Annotated in this window: 12 protein-coding genes; 9 read left to right on the top strand and 3 right to left on the bottom strand. The window is 69.7% G+C overall.

All coding sequences use genetic code 11. The features are described from left to right. Positions 1-49 precede the first annotated feature (49 nt). Positions 50-1,588: a sigma-70 family RNA polymerase sigma factor gene (locus tag SPR02S_RS43875; protein ID WP_026151421.1), complete on the top strand. Its 1,539-nt coding sequence runs from the start codon at positions 50-52 to the stop codon at positions 1,586-1,588. On the opposite strand, the gene SPR02S_RS57650 is transcribed toward SPR02S_RS43875, so the two are convergent. The 3 genes from SPR02S_RS57650 to SPR02S_RS43860 form a co-directional block, all read right to left on the bottom strand. Next, positions 1,563-3,971 carry a glycosyl hydrolase family 95 catalytic domain-containing protein gene (locus SPR02S_RS57650; protein WP_019063403.1) on the bottom strand — a complete coding sequence of 803 codons (2,409 nt, stop codon included), beginning with the start codon at positions 3,969-3,971 and terminating at the stop codon, positions 1,563-1,565. The genes SPR02S_RS43875 and SPR02S_RS57650 overlap by 26 nt on opposite strands. Next, positions 3,965-6,907 carry a glycoside hydrolase family 2 TIM barrel-domain containing protein gene (locus SPR02S_RS43865; RefSeq protein ID WP_019063402.1) on the bottom strand — a complete coding sequence of 981 codons (2,943 nt, stop codon included), beginning with the start codon at positions 6,905-6,907 and terminating at the stop codon, positions 3,965-3,967. The genes SPR02S_RS57650 and SPR02S_RS43865 overlap by 7 nt, the downstream gene beginning before the upstream one ends. A 157-nt stretch (positions 6,908-7,064) precedes the next feature. Next, positions 7,065-8,072, bottom strand: coding sequence for a LacI family DNA-binding transcriptional regulator (locus SPR02S_RS43860; protein WP_245607723.1), 1,008 nt, complete (start codon positions 8,070-8,072; stop codon positions 7,065-7,067). Positions 8,073-8,499: 427 nt separating this feature from the next. Between SPR02S_RS43860 and SPR02S_RS43855 the strand changes: the two genes are divergently transcribed. The 8 genes from SPR02S_RS43855 to SPR02S_RS43820 all read left to right on the top strand — a co-directional run bounded on the left by SPR02S_RS43855 (position 8,500) and on the right by SPR02S_RS43820 (position 19,708). Continuing rightward, positions 8,500-9,819 (top strand): extracellular solute-binding protein, encoded by a 1,320-nt coding sequence (locus SPR02S_RS43855; protein WP_019063400.1) that lies wholly within the window; start codon positions 8,500-8,502, stop codon positions 9,817-9,819. Positions 9,820-9,860: 41 nt separating this feature from the next. Next, positions 9,861-10,856 (top strand): carbohydrate ABC transporter permease, encoded by a 996-nt coding sequence (locus tag SPR02S_RS43850; protein ID WP_019063399.1) that lies wholly within the window; start codon positions 9,861-9,863, stop codon positions 10,854-10,856. After that, positions 10,853-11,677, top strand: coding sequence for a carbohydrate ABC transporter permease (locus SPR02S_RS43845; RefSeq protein WP_019063398.1), 825 nt, complete (start codon positions 10,853-10,855; stop codon positions 11,675-11,677). Before SPR02S_RS43850 ends, SPR02S_RS43845 begins: the two co-directional genes overlap by 4 nt. Positions 11,678-11,768: 91 nt before the next feature. After that, positions 11,769-13,328: an arabinosylfuranosidase ArfA gene (gene arfA, locus SPR02S_RS43840; protein WP_019063397.1), complete on the top strand. Its 1,560-nt coding sequence runs from the start codon at positions 11,769-11,771 to the stop codon at positions 13,326-13,328. Between the two features lie 18 nt (positions 13,329-13,346). Continuing rightward, a complete protein-coding gene (locus tag SPR02S_RS43835) occupies positions 13,347-15,434 on the top strand; it encodes a glycoside hydrolase family 31 protein (protein ID WP_019063396.1) in 2,088 nt (695 codons plus the stop codon). Then, entirely contained in the window at positions 15,431-17,728 is a 2,298-nt protein-coding gene (locus SPR02S_RS57645) for an alpha-L-arabinofuranosidase family protein (RefSeq protein WP_019063395.1), read from the top strand. Before SPR02S_RS43835 ends, SPR02S_RS57645 begins: the two co-directional genes overlap by 4 nt. A gap of 1 nt (position 17,729) precedes the next feature. Next, positions 17,730-18,698, top strand: a complete 969-nt coding sequence (locus SPR02S_RS43825; protein WP_019063394.1) for an aldo/keto reductase — start codon at positions 17,730-17,732, stop codon at positions 18,696-18,698. Between the two features lie 62 nt (positions 18,699-18,760). Beyond that, complete coding sequence (locus SPR02S_RS43820) at positions 18,761-19,708, top strand: glycoside hydrolase family protein (protein ID WP_019063393.1); 948 nt, start codon at positions 18,761-18,763, stop codon at positions 19,706-19,708. The last annotated feature ends 14 nt before the right edge of the window (positions 19,709-19,722 follow it).

Below are 19,722 nucleotides of genomic sequence, written 5' to 3'. Positions count from 1 at the left end.
TTCGGAACGTCAGCATCAGACGTTCGTCGACGAGGTGGGGCGGCAAAAGGTGGGACGGGTTCGCTCGCAGGACGTACGGGAACGGCCGGACGTCGAGGTGGTCGTGGCGGCGCGGGCCGGTGACCCGCAGGCGCTGGAGCACCTCGTGCGGGGCTGTCTGCCGTTGGTCTACAACATCGTCGGACGGGCCCTCGACGGGCACAGCGACGTCGACGACGTGGTCCAGGACACGATGCTGCGGGCGCTGGACGGACTGTCGGGCCTGGAGCAACCGGAGCGGTTCCGTTCCTGGCTGGTCGCCATCGCCGTACGACAGGTCCGTGACCGGTGGCGCGGTCGGCAGGCCCGGCCGCAGTCGGATCTGCCGGACGAGGCCGTCCAGGAGGTGGCCCCGGAGGCGGACTTCGCCGATCTGGCCATTCTCCGGCTGGCTCTTTCGGGACAGCGGCGCGAGGCGGTGGAGGCGACCCGTTGGCTGGAGGACGAGGAGCGCGAGGTGCTCTCGCTGTGGTGGCTGGAAACCGCCGGAGAGCTGACCCGCGCCGAACTCGCGGCGGCCTGCGACCTCGCGCCGCAGCATGCCGCGGTACGGGTGCAGCGGGTCAAGGAGCGGCTGGAGTCCGGGCGGGCCGTGGTGCGCGCGCTGGCCGCATCGCCGCGCTGTGCGGAACTGGACGCGCAGTTGACCTCCTGGGACGGCCGGCCGAACGCACGGTGGCGCAAGCGGCTGGCGCGTCATGTCCGGGAGTGCCCGCAGTGCCTGTTCAACACCTCCGAACTGGTGCCGACGGAGGGGCTGTTGGGCAACTTCGCGCTGGTGCCGGTACCGATCGGCCTGGCGGGCCTGCTGCTGGCCAAGTCGATGCCCTCGGCCTCGGCGGCGGGTGGGGTTGCCCACGCTCCCGGCGGTGCGGGCCGGGTAGGACACCTGCTGGGCAAGTTGGCGGCCAAGCCGGTGGTGACCTTGACGGCCGGGGCGGTGGCCCTGGTGGGTGGCGGCGCGGTATACGCGTACATGCGGTCCGACGCGCCTGTACAACCACCTGCGGCAAGGGCCCAGCCCCATGCCCCGGCATCGCCCACCGCTTCATCGCCACCGCCGACCCCGACGACGTCCGCCACGCCGAGCCCGACGCCGACGGCCGTCCCAACGCTCCTGGGCCGCCACGCCCTGCGATCGGCCGAGCAGTCCGGCCGCTATGTGCGTGAAGTCGGCAACCTCGGATTCCTCAGTCCCGTTGCCGCGACCAGCCCCGGGTCCGCGAAGCAGGAGGCCACCTTCCGATTCGTCGCCGGGCTGGCCGATTCCCACTGCTACTCGCTCAAGGACGCCTCGGGCAGATACCTGCGCCACTACGCCTTCCGTATCCGGCTGGACGCCAACGATGGATCGGCCGTCTTCCAGAAGGACGCCACCTTCTGCGCCCGGCCCGGTTCCACCGACGGGTCGGTCTCCCTGGAGTCGTACAACTACCCCGGCCGCTACCTCCGTTACCGCGACAACCTCGAACTCTGGGTCGACCGCGCCCAGAACACCGACGCGTTCCGCGCGAGCCGTTCCTTCACCGTGGTCGCGCCCTGGACCTGATGACTGCCGCCTGCCATCGCAGGCGAGGGCGCACGTGGTGGACCGATGTCCCGGCTGCAGTGAAGGCCGTGCGTACGAACCCGCCCGGCAGGAGCGTGCTGTCCACCGGGACAGGACGGCCCTCGCTGTCCGAAACTCGCAGGAGGCCCCCACCGGTGGGGGCGGTCAACACGTAAGTGCCCGGGCTGGTGAGGGTCAGCCGGGCGCTGGTGAGCAGGCCGTGCTGCCAGTCGAGGTCCACGCCGACGCCGCCCCGGGCCCGCAGCCCCCGGACGCTGCCGCCCGGCCAGGCGGACGGGAGTGCGGGCAGCAGCCGCAGTTCGTCGGTGTGGCTCTGGAGGAGCAGTTCGGCCATGGCGGCCGTGGCACCGAAGTTGCCGTCGATCTGGAACAGCTCCGGCGGGTGCAGGTCGAAGAGGTTGTCCGAAGTGGAGCCCGCCAGAAGGGAGTTGAGGCTGCGCTGGGCGAGGTCTCCCTCGCCGATTCTGGCGGCTAGCGCGGCTACCCAGGCAAGGCTCCAGCCGGTGCCCCCACCGCCGTGCGTGAGGCGCTGGTCCAGGGCCGCGCGGGCGGCGGCGAACAGCTCCGGTGTCTCCTCGGCGTCGATCAGTGAACCGGGGTAGAGGCCGTAGAGGTGGGAGAGATGGCGGTGCCCGAGGTCCTCCGGCTCGACGTCCTCCCACCACTCGGGAAGTGGCTTCCCGGCCACGTACGACACCGGGCGCAGCCGTTCGCGGGCGGTGCGCAGCGAGTCCTCGATCTCGTCGCGCAGGCCCAACTCCCCGATCGCCGCGAGGCAGTTGCCGAAGAGTTCTCCGGTGAGCCAGAGGTCCATCGTGCTCGCCGCGCCGGTGGCGACCAGTGATCCGTCTGGTGCCCGGAAGCGGTGCTCGGGTGAGGTGGAGGGGCAGGTGACGAGGCGTCCCTCGGTGTCCTCGACGAGGAAGTCCAGAAGGAAGACGGCGGCCTCCCGCATCGCCGGGTACGCGCGCGCGGCTAGGAAACGGCGGTCGGCGCTGAAGCGGTAGTGCTCCCAGAGATGGGCGCACAGCCATGCCGCCCCCATCGGCCAGTTGGCCCAACTCGGGCTGCCCTGCACCGGGTTGGTGCTGCGCCAGATGTCGACGTTGTGGTGCGCGGTCCAGCCCCGGCAGCGGTAGTAGGCGTGTGCGGTGCGGCGGCCGGCCTCGACGAGGTCGTCGATCAGGTCGAAGAGCGGCTCGTGGCATTCCGGCAGGCCGGTGGCCTCGGCGTGCCAGTAGTTCATCTGGAGGTTGATGTTGGTGGTCCAGTTGGACTGCCAGGGCGGCTGGACCGCGGTGTTCCAGATGCCCTGGAGGTTGGCAGGCTGGGAACCGGGACGGGAGGAGGCGATGAGCAGATAGCGGCCGTACGCGAAGTGCAGTGCGGCCAGGCCCGGATCGTCGCCGCCCGTCCGCACAGCGCCGAGGCGTTCGTCGGTCGGCAGGTCGTCGAGCGCCGGGTCGTGGTCCAGGCGTAGATCTGTCCGTTCCTGGAGGGCCCGGTGGTCGGCGGTGTGCTCGGCGCGCAGCCGTTCGTAGGGAAGGGCGGCGGCGGTTTCCAACTGCTCTACGACGTCGGTGTCCAGGCCGGATTCCGGCCCGAGCGGGGTCTGGTTCCAGCCCTGGTAGCCGGTCGTGACGGCGACGAGCAGGGTGGCGGTCGTCGCTCCGGTGACGCGCAGGCCTCCGTCCGGGGTGCGCTCGACGGTGGCTTCCGGGTCGGCCTGGACGTGTAGTCCCGCCGAGAATCCGGTGCCCGCGTCGGGCGCGTACGTGACGGCGTCGGGGCCGGTTGCCTCGAACCGCACGTGCGCGGGGGCACGGCCCGTGATGACCGCGCCCGGCGCCGATCCCGGGTGCGCGGAGTGCAGGCGGGCGGTGAAGGACAGCGCCGCCGGGCGGTCACAGCTCAGCCGGACGGCGAGGACGCCCGCGACCGCCGACACGAACAGCTCGCGGGTGTGGCGTACGCCGTCGACGGTGTACGCGACCGTGGCGACGCCCTCGGCCAGGTCCAACTCCCGCCGGTACGAGGTGACTTCATCACCATGGTCCAGGTCGAACAGCAGGGCACCCAGCGGCTGGTACGCCTGCGTGAACGGCCCCTGCATCCGCGTGGCCAGCTCCTCGGCACGCACATGGTCGCCGTCGCGGAGCACCGCCTCGCGCAGGGCGGGGAGGTGCGCGGCAGCCCCGTCGTCGTTGTGGTCCCCGGGACCGCCGGACCACAAGGTGTCGGCGTTGAGGTCGATCCGCTCCCGTACGACACGCCCGTGCACCATCGCGCCCAGGGACCCGTTGCCCAGCGGGAGCGCCGCGAGGAAGTCCTCCGCCGGCTGCCGGTACCAGAGCCTCAGCACGGGCGGAAGCCGAGCGTCAACGTCACTGGACGGGCGTCGAGTTGGAACTGTGGCTGGGTGCGTGGACCGCAAGCGCCGCTGCCGATGCCGTGGTGCGCGGCGTCGAGGTTGACGTACACGCGGTCGCGGGGACGCAGGTCGCTGGTGTGCTGTGCGGCGTCGAGGTCCTCGCTGGTCCAGCGGCGCACGGTGAGATCGGTGTGCGGGTACCCGGTGACGGTCAGCCCGCCGCCGTCCGGGCCGGTGAGGTGGGCGTGGCGTACCTGGCGCCGGTTGCCGTTCTCCTGTGGCAGGACGTACGGCGTCTGGAGATCGTCGACGGCGGCGCCGAAGCGCCCGACGCGGACGGCGGCGGTGGTGTCGGAGTACGCCTCACCGGGGCCGAGTCCGAACCAGTCGACCGTCTCGATGTCCCCCGGGAGCGCCATGCGGATGCCGATGCGGGGGAGCGGGCAGGGCCAGGTGCCCAAAGGCTCGGTGGTCAGGGTGAGTTGGAGCAGGCCGGGGTCCTCGGCGTCGGCGGACCAGTGGAAGACCGTACGCATGGCGAAGTCGGCGCCCGCGGGAGCGGTGCGCGTGATGACCTCCAGGCCGCCGTCGTGCGGGCGGAGGCCGACCAGCCGGTGTTCCAGGCGGTCGAGGCCCGCCTTGCGCCATGCCTCGGCGAGTGGACCGTTCCAGGTGCGCAGGTCGTTGTCGATGGGGGCACGCCACAAGTCGAGGCGGGGGCCGTCGACTTGGAGGCCGCCCAGTGCGGTCAGCGTTCCGGACGCGGAGTCGAAGACCGCGGGGCCGAGGGTGTACGTGCCCTCGGCCAGGACCGGGACCAACGGCCGGACCACTGCTGGCACTTCCGGCGCGGGGCCCACGACAGCGGCCTGGTCCCAGGCGATCTCGTGACCGTTCGGTGCCCATGACTCGTCTGCCGCGAGCTCCGCGACGACCGTGACCCATCGCTCCTCGCCGTCCTCCAGGGGCGCGTCGCAGAGTTTGTTGAGGGCCTCGGGCCAGAGCAGTACCCCGTCGGCGCCCGCGGGCACCGGCTGTAGCGCCAACTCCCCGTCCCCGCGCGGCTGTCCGTTGTCCTCGACCGACCAGCGGAACCGTAGATGGGCGGTGTCCAGCGTGTGCAGCAGATTCCGGACGCGGATCGTCCTCGACGTGGTGTCGACGGTGATCCGTACCGGCTCCACGGCCTTCTTGTACTCCGTGAGGCCGGGGGAGGGGCTGCGGTCGGCGAAGACCAAGCCGTCGCAGCAGAAGTTGTCGTCGTGCACCGGCTCGCCGAAGTCGCCGCCGTACGCGAAGTGTTCGCATCCCTGCGGCGTCCGGCGTCGGACGCCGTGGTCGATCCACTCCCAGACGAAGCCGCCGTGCAGCCGGGGGTGGGCCTCGAAGAGTTCCTGGTATTCGCTCAGACCGCCCGGGCCGTTGCCCATGGCGTGCGCGTACTCGCAGAGGATGACCGGCAGTTGGCGGCGTCGCGCGTCCAGCGCCGGGTCCTCGGCGACCGCTTCCTGGCCTCGGCCCAGGAGACCGACCTCTCCGTGATCGGCGTACATCAGGCTGAAGACGTCGGTGTACGGGCAGTCGTAGTCGCCCTCGTAGTGGATGAGCCGGTCCGGGTCGCGGTCCTTCGTCCAGGCGGCCATGGCCGCGAGGTTGGAGCCGGTGCCCGCCTCGTTGCCGAGCGACCACATGACCACGCTGGGGTGGTTCTTGTCGCGCTCTACCATGCGGCGCATCCGGTCCAAGTAGGCCTCGCGCCAGCGTGGGTCGTCGCTCGGGTTGCCCTTCCAGCCGACCAGTCCGAAGCCGTGCGTCTCCAGGTCGCACTCGTCGACGACCCACAGGCCGTAGGTGTCGCACAGATCGAGGAACGCGGAGTCCGGCGGATAGTGGCTCGTACGTACGGAGTTGATGTTGTGACGCTTCATCAGGAGTATGTCCGTGAGCATGTCCTCGTGGCTGAGGGTGCGCCCGGTGTCGGGGTGCCACTCGTGGCGGTTGACGCCCCGGAAGAGCAGGGGCCGCCCGTTGGCGAGGATGACGCCGTCCACCACCTCGATCCGGCGGAAGCCGATCCGCAGGGGGACCCGCTCGCCGTCGGTCACCAACTCGCCCTCGTAGAGGTGTGGTTGCTCGGCGGACCAGGGGATGACGTCGGGGGCGGGGTGGGGGCCCGCCGGGTCGGCTTCGACAATGCCCAGGGCGGGGACGGTCAGCAGGGCCGGGCCGTCGGCCCGCACGGACAGGGTGCCGTCGCCGGTGAGGTGGTCGTAGTCGGCGTGCACGAAGAAGTCGGTCAGCGCGCCGGCCGGGCGGGAGAGCAGGGTGACGGGGCGGAAGATCCCCGACAGCCACCACATGTCCTGGTCTTCCAGGTAGCTGCCGGACGACCACTGGTGCACCCGGACCGCGAGGACATTGCGCCCCGGCCGCAGGGCGTCGGTGACGTCGAACTCGGTGGGCAGGCGACTGCCCTTGCCGTCGCCGAGCAGCGTGCCGTTGAGCCAGGCGGCGAAGCAGGAGTCGACACCCTCGAAGCGCAACAGGGCGCGGCCCTCGGGCCAGTTGCCGGGGAGGAGGAACTCGCGGCGGTACTCGCCGGTCGGGTTGGCGTCGGGTACGTGCGGCGGATCCACCGGGAACGGATAGACCTGGTTGGTGTACGCGGGCGGGCCGAAGCGCGGCTCGCCCGGCAGCCCCTCCAGCTGCCAGCAGGACGGCACCGGGATCGTGTCCCAGCCGCTGTCGTCGAACCCGGTTTCCTGGAAACCCTCGACGACCTGCGGCAGCCCCGCGGCCAGATGGAAGCGCCAGGTCCCGGTCAGGTCCAGTTCGGGGGCGTCGGAGGTGAAGGCGGCACGGGGCCGCTCGCGGCCGCGGCCCGGCGAGAAGCTCTCCAGGTAGTCGTGTGCGGTGGGCTCACTCATCACAGCAGGGGCCTTCCTTCGGGCAGGGGAGGGTGCGCGCTCCCGGGCAACAGGGGAGTGGGGGAGTGCGTGGGCATGGCGGCGAACGCGCCGGGCGGGGACGGATCGACGCGTGGGGTTTCCGGGCCGCGCGGCACTCTCGACGCCGCACCGGACGTCAGTGGATGCCGGGCGGTGCGGAACTCGCGCGGGGTACGACTTCGGGCCGCAGGAGAGTCAGGGACGGGGCCGCAGGCCTGCTGTTGGCGATGCCTCGCCACAGCAGCTCGGTGGCCTCCCTGGCCATCTGCCGCTTGGGCAGGGCCACCGTGGTCAGGGGCGGATGGGCGTGTGCCGCCTGGGGGATGTCGTCGATGCCGACGACCGAGATGTCCTCCGGCACCCGAAGTCCCTGGTGCCGGCAGACTTCCATCACTCCCAGGGCGATGGCGTCGGTGGAGGTGAACACGGCTGTCACGGGGTCTGTCGTACGCAGGTGGGGCAGAGCTCGTAGGGCCGCCTCGTAGCCGGACTCGGGTGTCGCTCCCGGGGCCGTGAACACCAAGTCGTCGGGAACCACGATCCCGTCCTCGGCGAAGGCCCGCCGGACACCGGCCACCCGGACACGGTGCGCCGGGAGGTCCGCGATCACCGCCACCCGCCGGTGCCCGAGCTCCCGGAGGTGCCGCCCGGCCAGATACCCGGCCTTCTCGTAGTCGATGGTGACCACGGGCAGCTTGTCCGGAGGATCGATCTCCCAGGCGCACAGCACGACCGGCAGTTCCAACTCGCTCTGCGGGGACAGCTGTTCGCCCAACTCGAAGTCACCGGCCACCAGGAGCGCGTCCACCGACCGGTTGGAGAGGGTGGCCAGTTGACGCCGGGCGCGGTCCCCGTCGCCCCTGGTCGTGGCCATCAACAGGTGGTAGCCGCGTTCCTCCAGCAGCATCTCCACCTCCTCCACCACCTCCGAGTAGAAGGGGTTGGCGATGGTGGGCACGATGAAGCCGATGGTCATGGTGGTGCCCGTGGACAGGCTCCGGGCCACCAGGTTGGGTGTGTACCCCAGTTCCGCGATGGCGGCCTCGACTCTCGCCCTGGTCTCGGGGCTGACGACCGTGCGCCCCCGGACCACGTTGGAGACGGTCTGCTTGGTGACGCCGGCGCGCTTCGCGACGTCGGCCATGGTGACCACGGGGTGGGTCCACCTCTCATTTGACCGGTAAAACAAGCTGTGTTCCGGATTCTTACAGCGACCTCAGAGACCGGTCAAGGTGCCCCGTAGCCTCTTTCGGAGCCCTTCGATGGCAACAGAAACCGGTTGTGCGCGACCTCTTGACGCTCCCGATACACGTAGTTAACGTCACTCCGCAACGGCATTTGACCGGTCAAAAACCGCGCTGTGACAGAGCTTTGTTCCTTCACCGAGTGAGGCGGAGCCGATCTCGACGGCCCGTGACTCCACCATCCCCCACCGCAGTCGGGCGGGAAGCCCACGCGCCCTCCAGGTCGTGCCGGCTCCCCGTCAACAGAAATCCTGCGAAGTCAACAGAAACCCTGCGAAGAAGCCGGAAAGGCAGGAAGCAGTCATGCGGTCCACAACTGGAGCTCCGATGTCACGGCGTCGGTTCCTCACCACCTCCACCGGTATCGCCGCCGCGGCCACCGCGGGCGGTCTGCTCTCGGGCTGTGCCGGCTCGGTGTCCTCGGGCGGTTCCGGTGGCAAGACCACCCTGACCATCATGGCGAGCGGTACCGAGCTGGGCACGCCCGCGGAGATCAAGGCGGCCGAGAAGGCGCTCGGCATGAAGCTCAAGATGGTCAAGTACGACCTCACGCGCCTGACGGCCATGCTCACCAGCGGCAACGCACCCGACCTCGTGCGCGCCGAGGGCTCGGACGCCCCCTACCTCGCCTCGCACAGCGTCGCGCAGGACCTGGACGACCGCTTCGCCAAGAGCACGGTCCTCAAGGTCGGCGATCTGGATCCCGTCAACGACATATGGCGCTGGGACGGGAAGCAGCAGGGCAGCGGCCCGCGCTACGGGATGGCGAAGGACTGGTCCCAGAGCTACATGCTCTGGTACAACACCGCACTGTTCGACAAGGCCGACGAGCCCTACCCCAGTGACACCCAGCCGCTGACCTACGACAAGCTGCTCGACGTGGGCAAGCGCCTCACACAGAGCGGCAAGAAGTCCAAGGTGTACGGCCTCGGTATGGCCGGCAACTTCGAGACCTTCATGATTCTCACCACCGAGGCCGGCGGACAACTCTTCAACGAGGACTACTCCGCCGTCGACTTCACCACCTCCGAGGCCCGCTCCGCGCTGAGCTGGTACCTCGAACTCGCCAAGTCCGGCGCCGCCCCCACGATCGCCAACCCGGACCCCAACGGCTGGGACTGGCCCACCTTCGACGCCGGCCGCATGGCGATCTCCACCTCGGGCTACTGGTTCGGCGGCATGGTCGTCACCGACAAGAAGATCGCCGCCACCGCGCGTCTGGCGCCCGCCCCGCAGTTCGGCAGCAAGCGGATCAGCACCGGCTACACCGGGACCGGCCTGTGGATGCCCAAGGCAGGCAAGAACAAGGACGCGGCCTGGGAGGCGATGGAGTACTTCCTGGGCGGCGCACCCGCCAAGAAGCGCGCCGAGTCCGGTGCCGGCCTCCCCGCGCTGAAATCCCTGCGCTCCCTTCTGCCCAAGAGCGAGGGCTTCCAGAAGCAGGCATACGCGGTGCAGGAGAAGGAACTGTCGTACTTCGAGGTCCTGCCCTTCACCCCGTACGTCCGCAAGGACGCCGTCGACGCCGTGATCAACCAGGTGATGCCCGCGGCGATCAAGGGCAGCGTGCCCGTGAGCAAGCTGGCGGACCAGCTGAACGAGGGGATCAACAAGCAGCTCGCCAACGGCAAGAAGCTGATCAAGTGAGTGCCGGTCACGTGAGCGCTGACCGAGCGAGTGCTGATGACGTGCGTACAAGCCGGCTCGTCGAGGCACCCGCGAAGCCGTCCCGGCCTTCGCGGGAGCCGTCCGGCCGACCGCGCGGCCGCCTCGGCGCCCGCGCTCGCCAGCAGGAACGTGTCTTCTGGCTCAGCGTCACCCCATGGCTGCTCGGCTTCCTCGGCCTGACCCTGTATCCGCTGGGATACGCGCTGTGGCTGAGCCTGACGGACTCCGACGGCATCTCGCCGAACACCCACTTCATCGGCCTGGACAACTACAGGGAACTGCTCTCGGACCCGGTCACCCGCGACACGCTGGTCCGCACGGGGATCTTCGTGGCGGCCGTCGTACCGACCGGCATCATCGCCGGACTCGCCCTCGCGGTGCTGATCAACCGTCCGATACGAGGACGGGGCGTCTACCGCACCCTGCTCTACCTGCCCGCGGTGTTCCCCCCGGTCGGCGCGGCGATGGCCTTCAAGATGCTCTTCGACCGTGACACCGGCGCGGCCAACGGGATCCTCGGCTTCTTCGGCGGGGGCCCGGTCACCTGGCTGGCCGATCCCTACGCCCGGTACGTGCTGCTCATGCTGACGCTCTGGGGCTGCGGCAACGCCATGATCATCTCTTTGGCCGGTCTGCAGGACATGCCCAAGGAGCTGCTTGAGGCCGCCCGCATCGACGGTGCGAACTCCTGGCAGTCGTTCCGGCGGATCACCCTCCCGCTCCTTTCGCCCGTGATCTTCTTCCAGGTCATCACCGGCGTCATCGGCGCGCTGCAGAGCATCATGCCGATGCTGCTCGCCGCGAACCCCAGCCCCGCGGCGGTCACGTCGGTGCCGCAGGGCAACTACCTGTACATGATCAACGTGTTCGCGCAGTACCTCGCCAACGGCCGTTTCGGCTACGCGTCCGCGCTGCTGTGGGTGCTGTTCGCCGTGATCCTCGTCGTCACCGCGCTGATCTTCAAAGTGAGTTCCGGTGCGGTGTTCTACAACTTCGAGCCGGAGACCAAGAAATGATCCTCGCTCGTCGCACCGGCCTCTACCTCGTTCTCGTCGCACTGGTCGCGCTGTTCGTCAGCCCGTTCGGCTGGCTGGTCATCACCGCCTTCAAGGACAGCTCGGAGATGGCCGCCTATCCGGTGCACTGGCTGCCCGAGAAATGGCAGTTCGGGAACTTCTCCAGGGCCCTGACCTTCTTCAACTACCTTGGCTACGCCCGGAATTCACTGATCATCGCAAGTGTCTACTCGGTACTGATCACCCTCAGTTCGGCCTGGGCCGGCTTCGGATTCGCCCGGCTGGCAGCCCGGGGCAAGCGGCTGGTCTTCGGCGTCCTGCTGTCCACGATGATGATGCCGGCGATGATCACCCTCATCCCCACCTACATCATCTTCGCCAAGCTCGGGATGATCGACACCTACTGGCCCTGGGTTCTCTGGGGACTGGCCGGAGCGCCCTACCTGATCTTCCTGTTCCGGCAGTTCTTCGCCAACATGCCCCGGGAGCTGGAGGAGGCCGCGATCGTCGACGGATGCGGCTACGGCCGGATCTTCTGGCGGATCTTCCTGCCGCAGTCCTGGCCGGTGCTCGCCACCAGCATGCTGCTGTCGTTCACCTGGGTCTGGGGCGACTACATCGCCCCGTCACTGCTGCTGAGCACGGACCACACCACGCTGGCCGTGGCCGTGGCCACCCAGTATGTCAACGAGAGCAACCAGACGCCCATCAACAACCTCATGGCGGCGGGCTCGGTCCTCTACATCCTCCCCGTCCTCCTGCTCTTCTTCATCCTCCAACGCGGCTTCGTCACCGGTGTCTCCACCTCGGGACTGAAGTAACGGCGCCTGAAGCACGGGCACTTGACGTAACGGCACGTGAAGCAACGACACGTGTGGCAACGGCCCCCTCCTAGATCCCCAAGGACGCAGCATGTCTTCGCCCTCCGCTGCCCGTTTCACCCTCGACCCCGCCTTCGGTATCGGGACCGTCCATCCACGGCTGTACGGCTCCTTCGTCGAGCACCTGGGCCGCTGCGTGTACAGCGGTCTCTACGAGCCCGGACACCCCGACGCCGACGAGGCCGGCCTACGGGAGGATGTCCTCGCGCTCGTCCGCGAACTCGGCGTCACCACGGTCCGCTACCCGGGCGGCAACTTCGTCTCGGGCTACCGCTGGGAGGACAGCGTCGGCCCGGTCGAGCGTCGGCCCCGGCGCCTGGAGCCGGCCTGGCGCTCCACCGAGACCAACGAGTTCGGCCTCGCCGAGTTCATGGGCTTCTGCGCCAAGGCGGACATCGAGCCGATGATGGCCGTCAATCTCGGCACCCGTGGCGTGGAGGACGCCGGCCGGCTCCTCGACTACGCGAACCACCCCGGTGGCACCGAGCTGTCCGATCTCCGGGCCGCGCACGGGAACAAGGAACCGTTCGGCATCCGCATGTGGTGCCTCGGCAACGAGGTGGATGGCCCCTGGCAGATCGGACACAAGAGCGCGGAGGAGTACGGCCGGGTCGCCCGCGAGACCGCCAACCTCATGAAGATGATCGACCCCGGCCTCGAACTGGTCGTCGCCGGCTCCTCCAGCTTCGCGATGCCGACCTTCGGCACCTGGGAGTCGACGGTCCTGACCGAGTGCTACGACAAGGTCGACCACGTCTCCCTGCACGCCTACTACGAGATGAAGGGCGAGCGCCCGGACCGCGACTCGTTCCTCGCCTCGGCGGTGGAGATGGAGCGGTACATCGAAGCCGCGGTCGCCACCTGCGACCACGTGGGCGCCACACTCAAGTCGCAGAAGAAGATGATGATCTCCTTCGACGAGTGGAACGTCTGGCACAGCGAACCCGAGCCGCCGCCCGCGTCCGGTCCCGAGGACGACTGGCCGCAGGCGCCACGACTCCTGGAGAACAACTACACGCTCACCGACGCCGTACTCGTCGGCTCACTGATGATCGCCCTGCTGCGGCACGCCGACCGGGTCACCTCCGCCTCCCTCGCCCAACTGGTCAACGTCATCGCCCCGATCATGACCCAACCGGGCGGTCCCTCCTGGCGGCAGACCACCTTCTTCCCCTTCGCCCAGGCGTCGAAGTACGGCCGGGGCCGGGTGCTGCGCGTCGAGGTGGACAGTCCCACCCACACCACCGGGCGCTTCGGCGAGATCGACCTGCTGCACGCCACGGCCGTCCACGACGAGCAGGCCGGCACGATCACCGTCTTCGCCGTCAACCGGAGCCTGACCCGGGAACTCCCGCTCGAAGTGGACCTCCGCGGTCTCGGCGCCGTCCGGGTCGTCGAGCATCTGCTGCTCACCGGCGACGACCCCGACGCCCGCAACACCCTGACGGACCCCGAACGGGTCACTCCCCGCACGGCCGACGCCAGTGCCGTCACCGGTGACGTACTGACCTGCACGCTGCCGCCGCTGTCCTGGAACGTCGTCCGCCTGGCCATCGACAGCGCCAACGTGCCTGCCACCGCCCAGAGTTGAGAGGGAAACCCCGGATCCATGACTGTCTTCACCGCTCAGGACGGCGCCCTGGAACGGCGCGCCCCGCACGAGATCCTCGTCGTCGAACCCTGGGGCCCGCACGCGGTACGGGTCCGTGCCCGAGCCCTCCGGAACCCGGACGACACGATCGCCGGCCGCAGCCTGGACGGCAGCAGCGTCACCCACGCCGACGAGGTCGGCGCCGTAGAAGGAATCGACGCGACGCTGCCCGGCGCCCTCGACATCCCTCCGCCCGACTCCACCGCCACCGCGATCGCGCACCCGGACGGCACCGCCCGGCTCGTCAACGGTCGTATCACCGTCGAGGCCGACGAGGACGGCAAGCTCCGCTTCCTGCACACCGCGACCCGCCGCGAACTCCTCGCCGACAAGCGCCCGTACACCTGGTACCCGGAGCCGCGCACGTTCGCGCCGCTCGGCGACGGCGCCTATCGCATCGAGCAGAGCTTCGAGGCGTACGACGGTGAGCGCATCCATGGCCTCGGCCAGCATCTGCACGGCCGCCTCGACCAGAAGGGGCTGGTGATCGACCTGGTGCAGGGCAACACCCTCGTATCCATACCCTTCCTGCACTCCTCCCGCGGCTACGGCCTGCTGTGGAACAACCCCGCGATGGGCCGGGTCGAGTTGGGCGGCGACACGACCCGCTGGGTCGCGGACGAAGCACGCCAACTCGACTACTGGATCACCGCGGGCGACACCCCCGCCGAGATCATGCGGGCCTACGCGGACGTCACCGGCCACCCACCCCTGGTGCCCGAATGGGCCACGGGCTTCTGGCAGTCGAAGCTGCGCTACCGCACCCAGGACGAACTCCTCGCCGTGGCACGGGAGTACAAGCAGCGTGGACTGCCGCTGGCCACGATCATCTGCGACTTCTTCCACTGGACCCACATGGGCGACTGGGACTTCGACCGGACCGACTGGCCCGACCCCGAGGGCATGGTCAAGGAGTTGGAGACACTCGGCGTCAAGCTCGCCGTGTCCGTCTGGCCCACGGTGGAGCCCGGCAGCGTCAACTACACCGCTCTGCGCGACGCGGGACTTCTCGTCGGTGACCGCCACGGCGGCCTGTTGACCTTCCCCTGGCCGTCCCGCGGCCACGGTGCGGACCACCAGCCGATGGCGTATCTCGACTCCACGGAACCCGGTGCCCGCCGCTACCTCTGGCAGCAACTGCGCGAGCACTACCGCGAGTTGGGCGTCGCCGCGTTCTGGCTGGACGCATGCGAGCCCGACCTGACCCCGGAACTGGCCGCCCGCGCGGTCTACGCGGTGGGCCCCGGCATCCAGGTCGGCAACCTGTACGGGCTGGCGCAGGCACGCGCCGTGGCCGAAGGGCTTCAACAGGACGGCGACGACCGCCCGTTCAGCCTGATCCGCTCCGCCTGGGCCGGCAGCCAGCGCTACGGCGCCGCCTTGTGGTCCGGCGACATCCGCCCCACCTTCGAGTCCCTCGCCCAGCAGGTGCGGGCCGGGCTGAACGTCGCGATGAGCGGCATCCCCTGGTGGAACACGGACATCGGCGGCTTCGGCGGCGGCGACCCCACCGACCCGGCGTACCAGGAGGTCATGGTCCGCTGGTTCCAGTACGGCGCCTTCAGCCCGGTCATGCGGCTGCACGGCGACCGACAGCCCAACTGGCCCACTTTCTCAGCAGACATGACCGGTGGGCCGAACGAAGTCTGGTCCTACGGACGGGAGGCGTATCCGATCCTGTCCGCGCATCTGCACCTCCGTGAGCGCCTTCGCCCGTACCTGCTGGAACTCTCCGAGGCCACGCACCGCACCGGCGCCCCCGTCATGCGCCCGCTGTTCTTCGACTTCCCGGACGACGAACACGCCTGGAGTGTCGACGACCAGTTCCTGCTCGGCCCCGACGTCCTCGTCGCCCCGGTCACCGAGGCGGGCGCCCGGGTCCGCGCGGTCTACCTTCCGGCCGGCGCCCGCTGGACCGACACGGTCAACGGTGAACTCCACGAGGGCGGCACGACGTTGGAGGTGCCCGCGCCGCTGGAGCGCATCCCGGTCTTCGTCCGCGAAGGCGCCGCCGTGGCGACCGCGTTCACGGGGAGCGCCGGATGACGACGCGGACGACGGCCCGTACACCTGCCCGTACGAGGATCCGTGTCGACGCGCGCCCCGGCGCCGGACGGCCCATCAGCCGGGATCTGTTCGGCGCCTTCTTCGAGGACATCAACTACGCGGCGGACGGCGGGCTGTACGCCGAACTCGTCCAGAACCGCTCCTTCGAGTACACCGCCGAGGACGCGCCCGGATGGCACTCCCTGACCGCCTGGGACGCGGTCGAACTCGGTGGCGGACGCGGCGAGTTGCGCACGGAGAGGGCCGATCCGCTCCATCCGGCCAACCCTCACTACGCGGTGGTGGAGGTGACCAACCCGGGCGAGGGCGTGGGTCTGCTCAACCGCGGCTTCGACGGCGTCCCGGTCGAGGCGGGCGCGTCGTACGACCTGAGTCTTTTCGCTCGTCGGCCGGAGGGCGAACCGACCTCGCTGGTCGTCCGGTTGGCCGGCTTCGGCGGCACGTACGCCGAAGTGCGGCTCGACGGACTGAAGGACACCTGGACACATCACGAGGCGGTACTCACCGCCACCGCCACCGCGACCGACCCCGAGGCCCGGCTGCTCGTGCTCGCCACCGCCCCCGGCACCGTTCATCTCGACCTGATCTCCCTCTTTCCGCAGCACACCTTCCGAGGCAGACGCAACGGTCTGCGCGCCGACCTGGCACAGACGATCGCCGACCTTGAGCCCAAGTTCCTCCGCTTTCCCGGTGGTTGTGTCGCCCACGGCCTCGGGCTCGGGAACGTGTACCGATGGAAGGACACCATCGGACCGCTCGAATCGCGACGCCAGCAGCCGAATCTGTGGGGCTATCACCAGTCTGCGGGGCTCGGCTACTTCGAGTACTTCCAGTTCTGCGAGGACATCGGCGCGAAGCCGCTGCCGGTGGTGGCCGCGGGCGTCTGCTGCCAGAACACCCCGCGCGGCCAACAGGGCGTCCCGATGGACGAGATGCCCGCGTACGTCCAGGACGTCCTCGATCTCGTCGAATACGCCAACGGGCCAGCCGACTCCCCGTGGGGTGCCCAGCGATCCGCCGCCGGCCACCCCGAGCCGTTCGGCCTGGAGTACCTCGGCGTGGGGAACGAGGACGAGATCACCCCGGCCTTCCGGGAACGGTTCGAGATGATCCGCACGGCACTCGCGGACCGGCATCCGGACATCTCGATCATCGGTACGGCAGGGCCGGACCCGGCCGGTGCCGACTTCCGGGAGGGCTGGGAGTTCGCCCGCAAGCTCGACCTCGCGGTGGTCGACGAGCACGCCTACCTCAGCCCGCGCTGGTTCCTCCAGAACACCACCCGGTACGACACCTACGACCGGGGCGAACCGAGGGTGTACCTCGGCGAGTGGGCGTCCAAGGGGGACACCCTGCTCAACGCGCTCGCCGAGGCGACGTACATGAACGCCCTGGAGCGCAACGGTGACATCGTGGCCCTGGCCTCGTACGCCCCCCTGCTCGCCAGGTCGGGCCACACACAGTGGACCGTGGACCTCGTCCACTTCGACAACAACGACGTGCGGCTGACCCCGAGTTACCACGTACAGCGCATGCACTCCACCCACCACGGGGACGAGTACCTGCCGCACACCTTGACCGGCGCTCCGGCCACCACACCCCCGCCGGACCCGCTGCGCGGCGGTGGCGTGCGCCTCAGCACCGTCGACACCCGGGCCGAGTACCGGGGACTTCAGGTGACCAGCGGTGGATCGGACTACGTCCTTGAGGTCCAGGCGCGCAAGACCGGGGGAGAGGAGGGCTTCGTCGTCGGCTTCGGCGCGGTGGACACGCCCGACCACTACATCTGGAGCCTGGGCGGCTGGCACAACCAGAGCCTGACCCTCCAGCGCGTGTGCGACGGCATCGCCGAAGACGTCGACCGGGTGCCGGGGCCGATCGAGACGGGCCGCTGGTACGACATCCGGATCGAGGTCGCCGGACCGCTCCTCCGCTGCCTCCTCGACGGCGTCCTGATCCACGAGACCGAGGACGACAGGACCGATCCTGAGACCTTCTCCGTCTCCACGGTGCGGGACACGACCTCCGGCGATCTGCTCGTGAAGATCGCCAACCTGACCCCGTACGAAGTCACGGCCGACATCCGCCTCGACGGGACGGACCGCGCCCCCTCCCACGCCACGAGGACCGTCCTGACCGGCGAGTTCACGGACCGCCGTACCACCCCTCACACCTCGTACATCGCGGCCGGGGTCGCCTTCGACTGCGCCGTGCCACCCCGCTCCTTCACGGTCCTCCGTGTGGAGGGCACCACCCAAGTGACGGGAGCCTGAGATGCGCTACAGACAGCTGGGCCGCAGCGGGAGCTCCGTCTCGGAGATCGGCTACGGCGCCTGGGGCATCGGGCAGAACGCCTGGAAGGGCGCGACGGAGGCCGAGTCCGTGCGTGCCCTGCACCGGGCGATCGACCTCGGCGTGAACCTCATCGACACCGCACGCGGCTACGGGCGGAGCGAGCACGTCATCGGCCGTGCCCTGCGCGAACGGGCGGGCGGCGACGGGGTGTTCGTGGCGACCAAGGCGGGACCGAAGATCCCGGCGGGCCCCGACTCGCGCGGCATCGACCCTACGGACGCCTACCCCGGTTCGCACCTGCGCGAGAGCGTGGAGACCAGTCTCGCCGCGCTGGGCCTGGAGCGCGTCGACCTCCTCCAACTCCACGTCTGGCACGACGAATGGACCGGCCGCGGCGACTGGCTGGAGACCGTCGAGGATCTCAAACGCGAGGGAAAGATCGGCCTGTTCGGCATCTCGGTCAACGACCATCAGCCGGACAACGCGCTCGCCCTGGTCCGCACCGGAGTCCTGGACACCGTCCAGGTCATCTACAACATCTTCGAACAGGCCCCGTCGGACGCCCTGTTGCCGGCCTGCCAGGAGTACGGCGTCGGCGTGATCGCCCGGGTCGCCCTGGACGAGGGCGGCCTGACCGGACGGATCAGGCCCGGCGTCACCTTCCCCGAGGACGACTGGCGCAACTGGTACTTCCGCGACGACAGGCCCGCCCGGGTCGCCCGCCATGTCGGCGCGATCGTCGACGACTTGGGCATCGCACCGGACGAGATCGCGGAAACCGCGCTGCGCTTCGCCCTCGCCGGCACGGCCGTCTCCAGCGTCATCGTCGGCATGCGCGACATCAGGAACGTCGAGCGGAACGCCGCGGTCGGAGACCAACCGCCGCTGACCGCCGAGCAGTTGGCGGTCCTGGCCAAGCACCGCTGGCAGCGCGACTTCTACGCCTGACACGCGCAGCCGCCCCCGTTCCGCCCGCCCGGCACCGAGAAACCGACAAGGAGCCTTCAGCAGTGACCCCGCCCCTCGCCCCCGCCGCCCCGCTCTTCCGGGACCCGGTCCATGACGGTGCCGCCGACCCGACACTCATCCGCGACCGGGAGACCGGCGGCTGGTGGATGTTCTACACCGCTCGCCGGGCGAACCTCGCCACCGAGGGCGTCGGCTGGGTGCACGGCACCGACAACGGCATCGCCACCAGCGCGGACGACGGCCGCACCTGGACCTACCGCGGCATCGCCCAGGGTCTCGCCCACGAGCCGGGCCGCAACACCTACTGGGCACCGGAGATCCTCTGGCACGACGGCAGTTACCACATGTACGTCTCCTACGTCCCCGGAGTGCCCACCGACTGGGACGCCGACCGGCGCATCCTGCACCACACTTCCCGGGACCTCGTGAACTGGCGGTTCGAGTCGGTGCTGAAGCTGTCCAGCGATCGGGTCATCGACGCCTGCGTATGGCCGCTTCCCGACGGCGGTTGGCGCATGTGGCACAAGGACGAGGCCGACGGCAACCGCATCCACGCGGCGGACTCGGCCGACCTGTTCACCTGGCGGCCCATCGGCCGCGCACTGGACGACCAGGCGCAGGAGGGCCCCAACGTCTTTCGCCACCAGGGCAGTTACTGGATGGTCACCGACTTCTGGTCCGGCCTGCTGGTCTACCGCTCCGACGACCTGACCCACTGGACGCGGCAGGACGAGCCGCTCCTCGCGGGCAAGGGCCTGCGCCCCGGTGACGACGGAGACGGCCACCACGCCTTCGCGCTCTCCCAGGGCGAGGACGACGCCTACCTCTTCTACTTCACCCACTCCGCCGACGGGCAGCGCTCCTGCGTTCAGGTCGCCCCGCTGGCGGTGCACGAAGGCCGACTGCGCTGCGATCGCGACGCCGCGTTCGGCCTGCGTCTGCGAGCGGACCGTACGCCCGCTCTCCGGGGCGGCAACCAGCCGTCCTGACGGACCCCCCTCAC

The sequence above is a fragment of the Streptomyces prunicolor NBRC 13075 genome (genome assembly GCF_000367365.1).
In the GTDB taxonomy this organism is placed as follows: Bacteria; Actinomycetota; Actinomycetes; order Streptomycetales; family Streptomycetaceae; genus Streptomyces; species Streptomyces prunicolor.
The sequence above is the reverse complement of the archived record's forward strand: the minus strand, read 5'-3'. Positions and strand labels throughout refer to the sequence as shown.

Coding starts and splice junctions, on each gene's coding strand:
- arfA (WP_019063397.1), top strand. CDS start 11,769: ATGTCTTCGCCCTCCGCTGCCCGTTTCACCCTCGACCCCGCCTTCGGT.
- SPR02S_RS43860 (WP_245607723.1), bottom strand. CDS start 8,072: ATGGCCGACGTCGCGAAGCGCGCCGGCGTCACCAAGCAGACCGTCTCC.
- SPR02S_RS57645 (WP_019063395.1), top strand. CDS start 15,431: ATGACGACGCGGACGACGGCCCGTACACCTGCCCGTACGAGGATCCGT.
- SPR02S_RS43835 (WP_019063396.1), top strand. CDS start 13,347: ATGACTGTCTTCACCGCTCAGGACGGCGCCCTGGAACGGCGCGCCCCG.
- SPR02S_RS43825 (WP_019063394.1), top strand. CDS start 17,730: ATGCGCTACAGACAGCTGGGCCGCAGCGGGAGCTCCGTCTCGGAGATC.
- SPR02S_RS43845 (WP_019063398.1), top strand. CDS start 10,853: ATGATCCTCGCTCGTCGCACCGGCCTCTACCTCGTTCTCGTCGCACTG.
- SPR02S_RS43855 (WP_019063400.1), top strand. CDS start 8,500: ATGTCACGGCGTCGGTTCCTCACCACCTCCACCGGTATCGCCGCCGCG.
- SPR02S_RS43865 (WP_019063402.1), bottom strand. CDS start 6,907: ATGAGTGAGCCCACCGCACACGACTACCTGGAGAGCTTCTCGCCGGGC.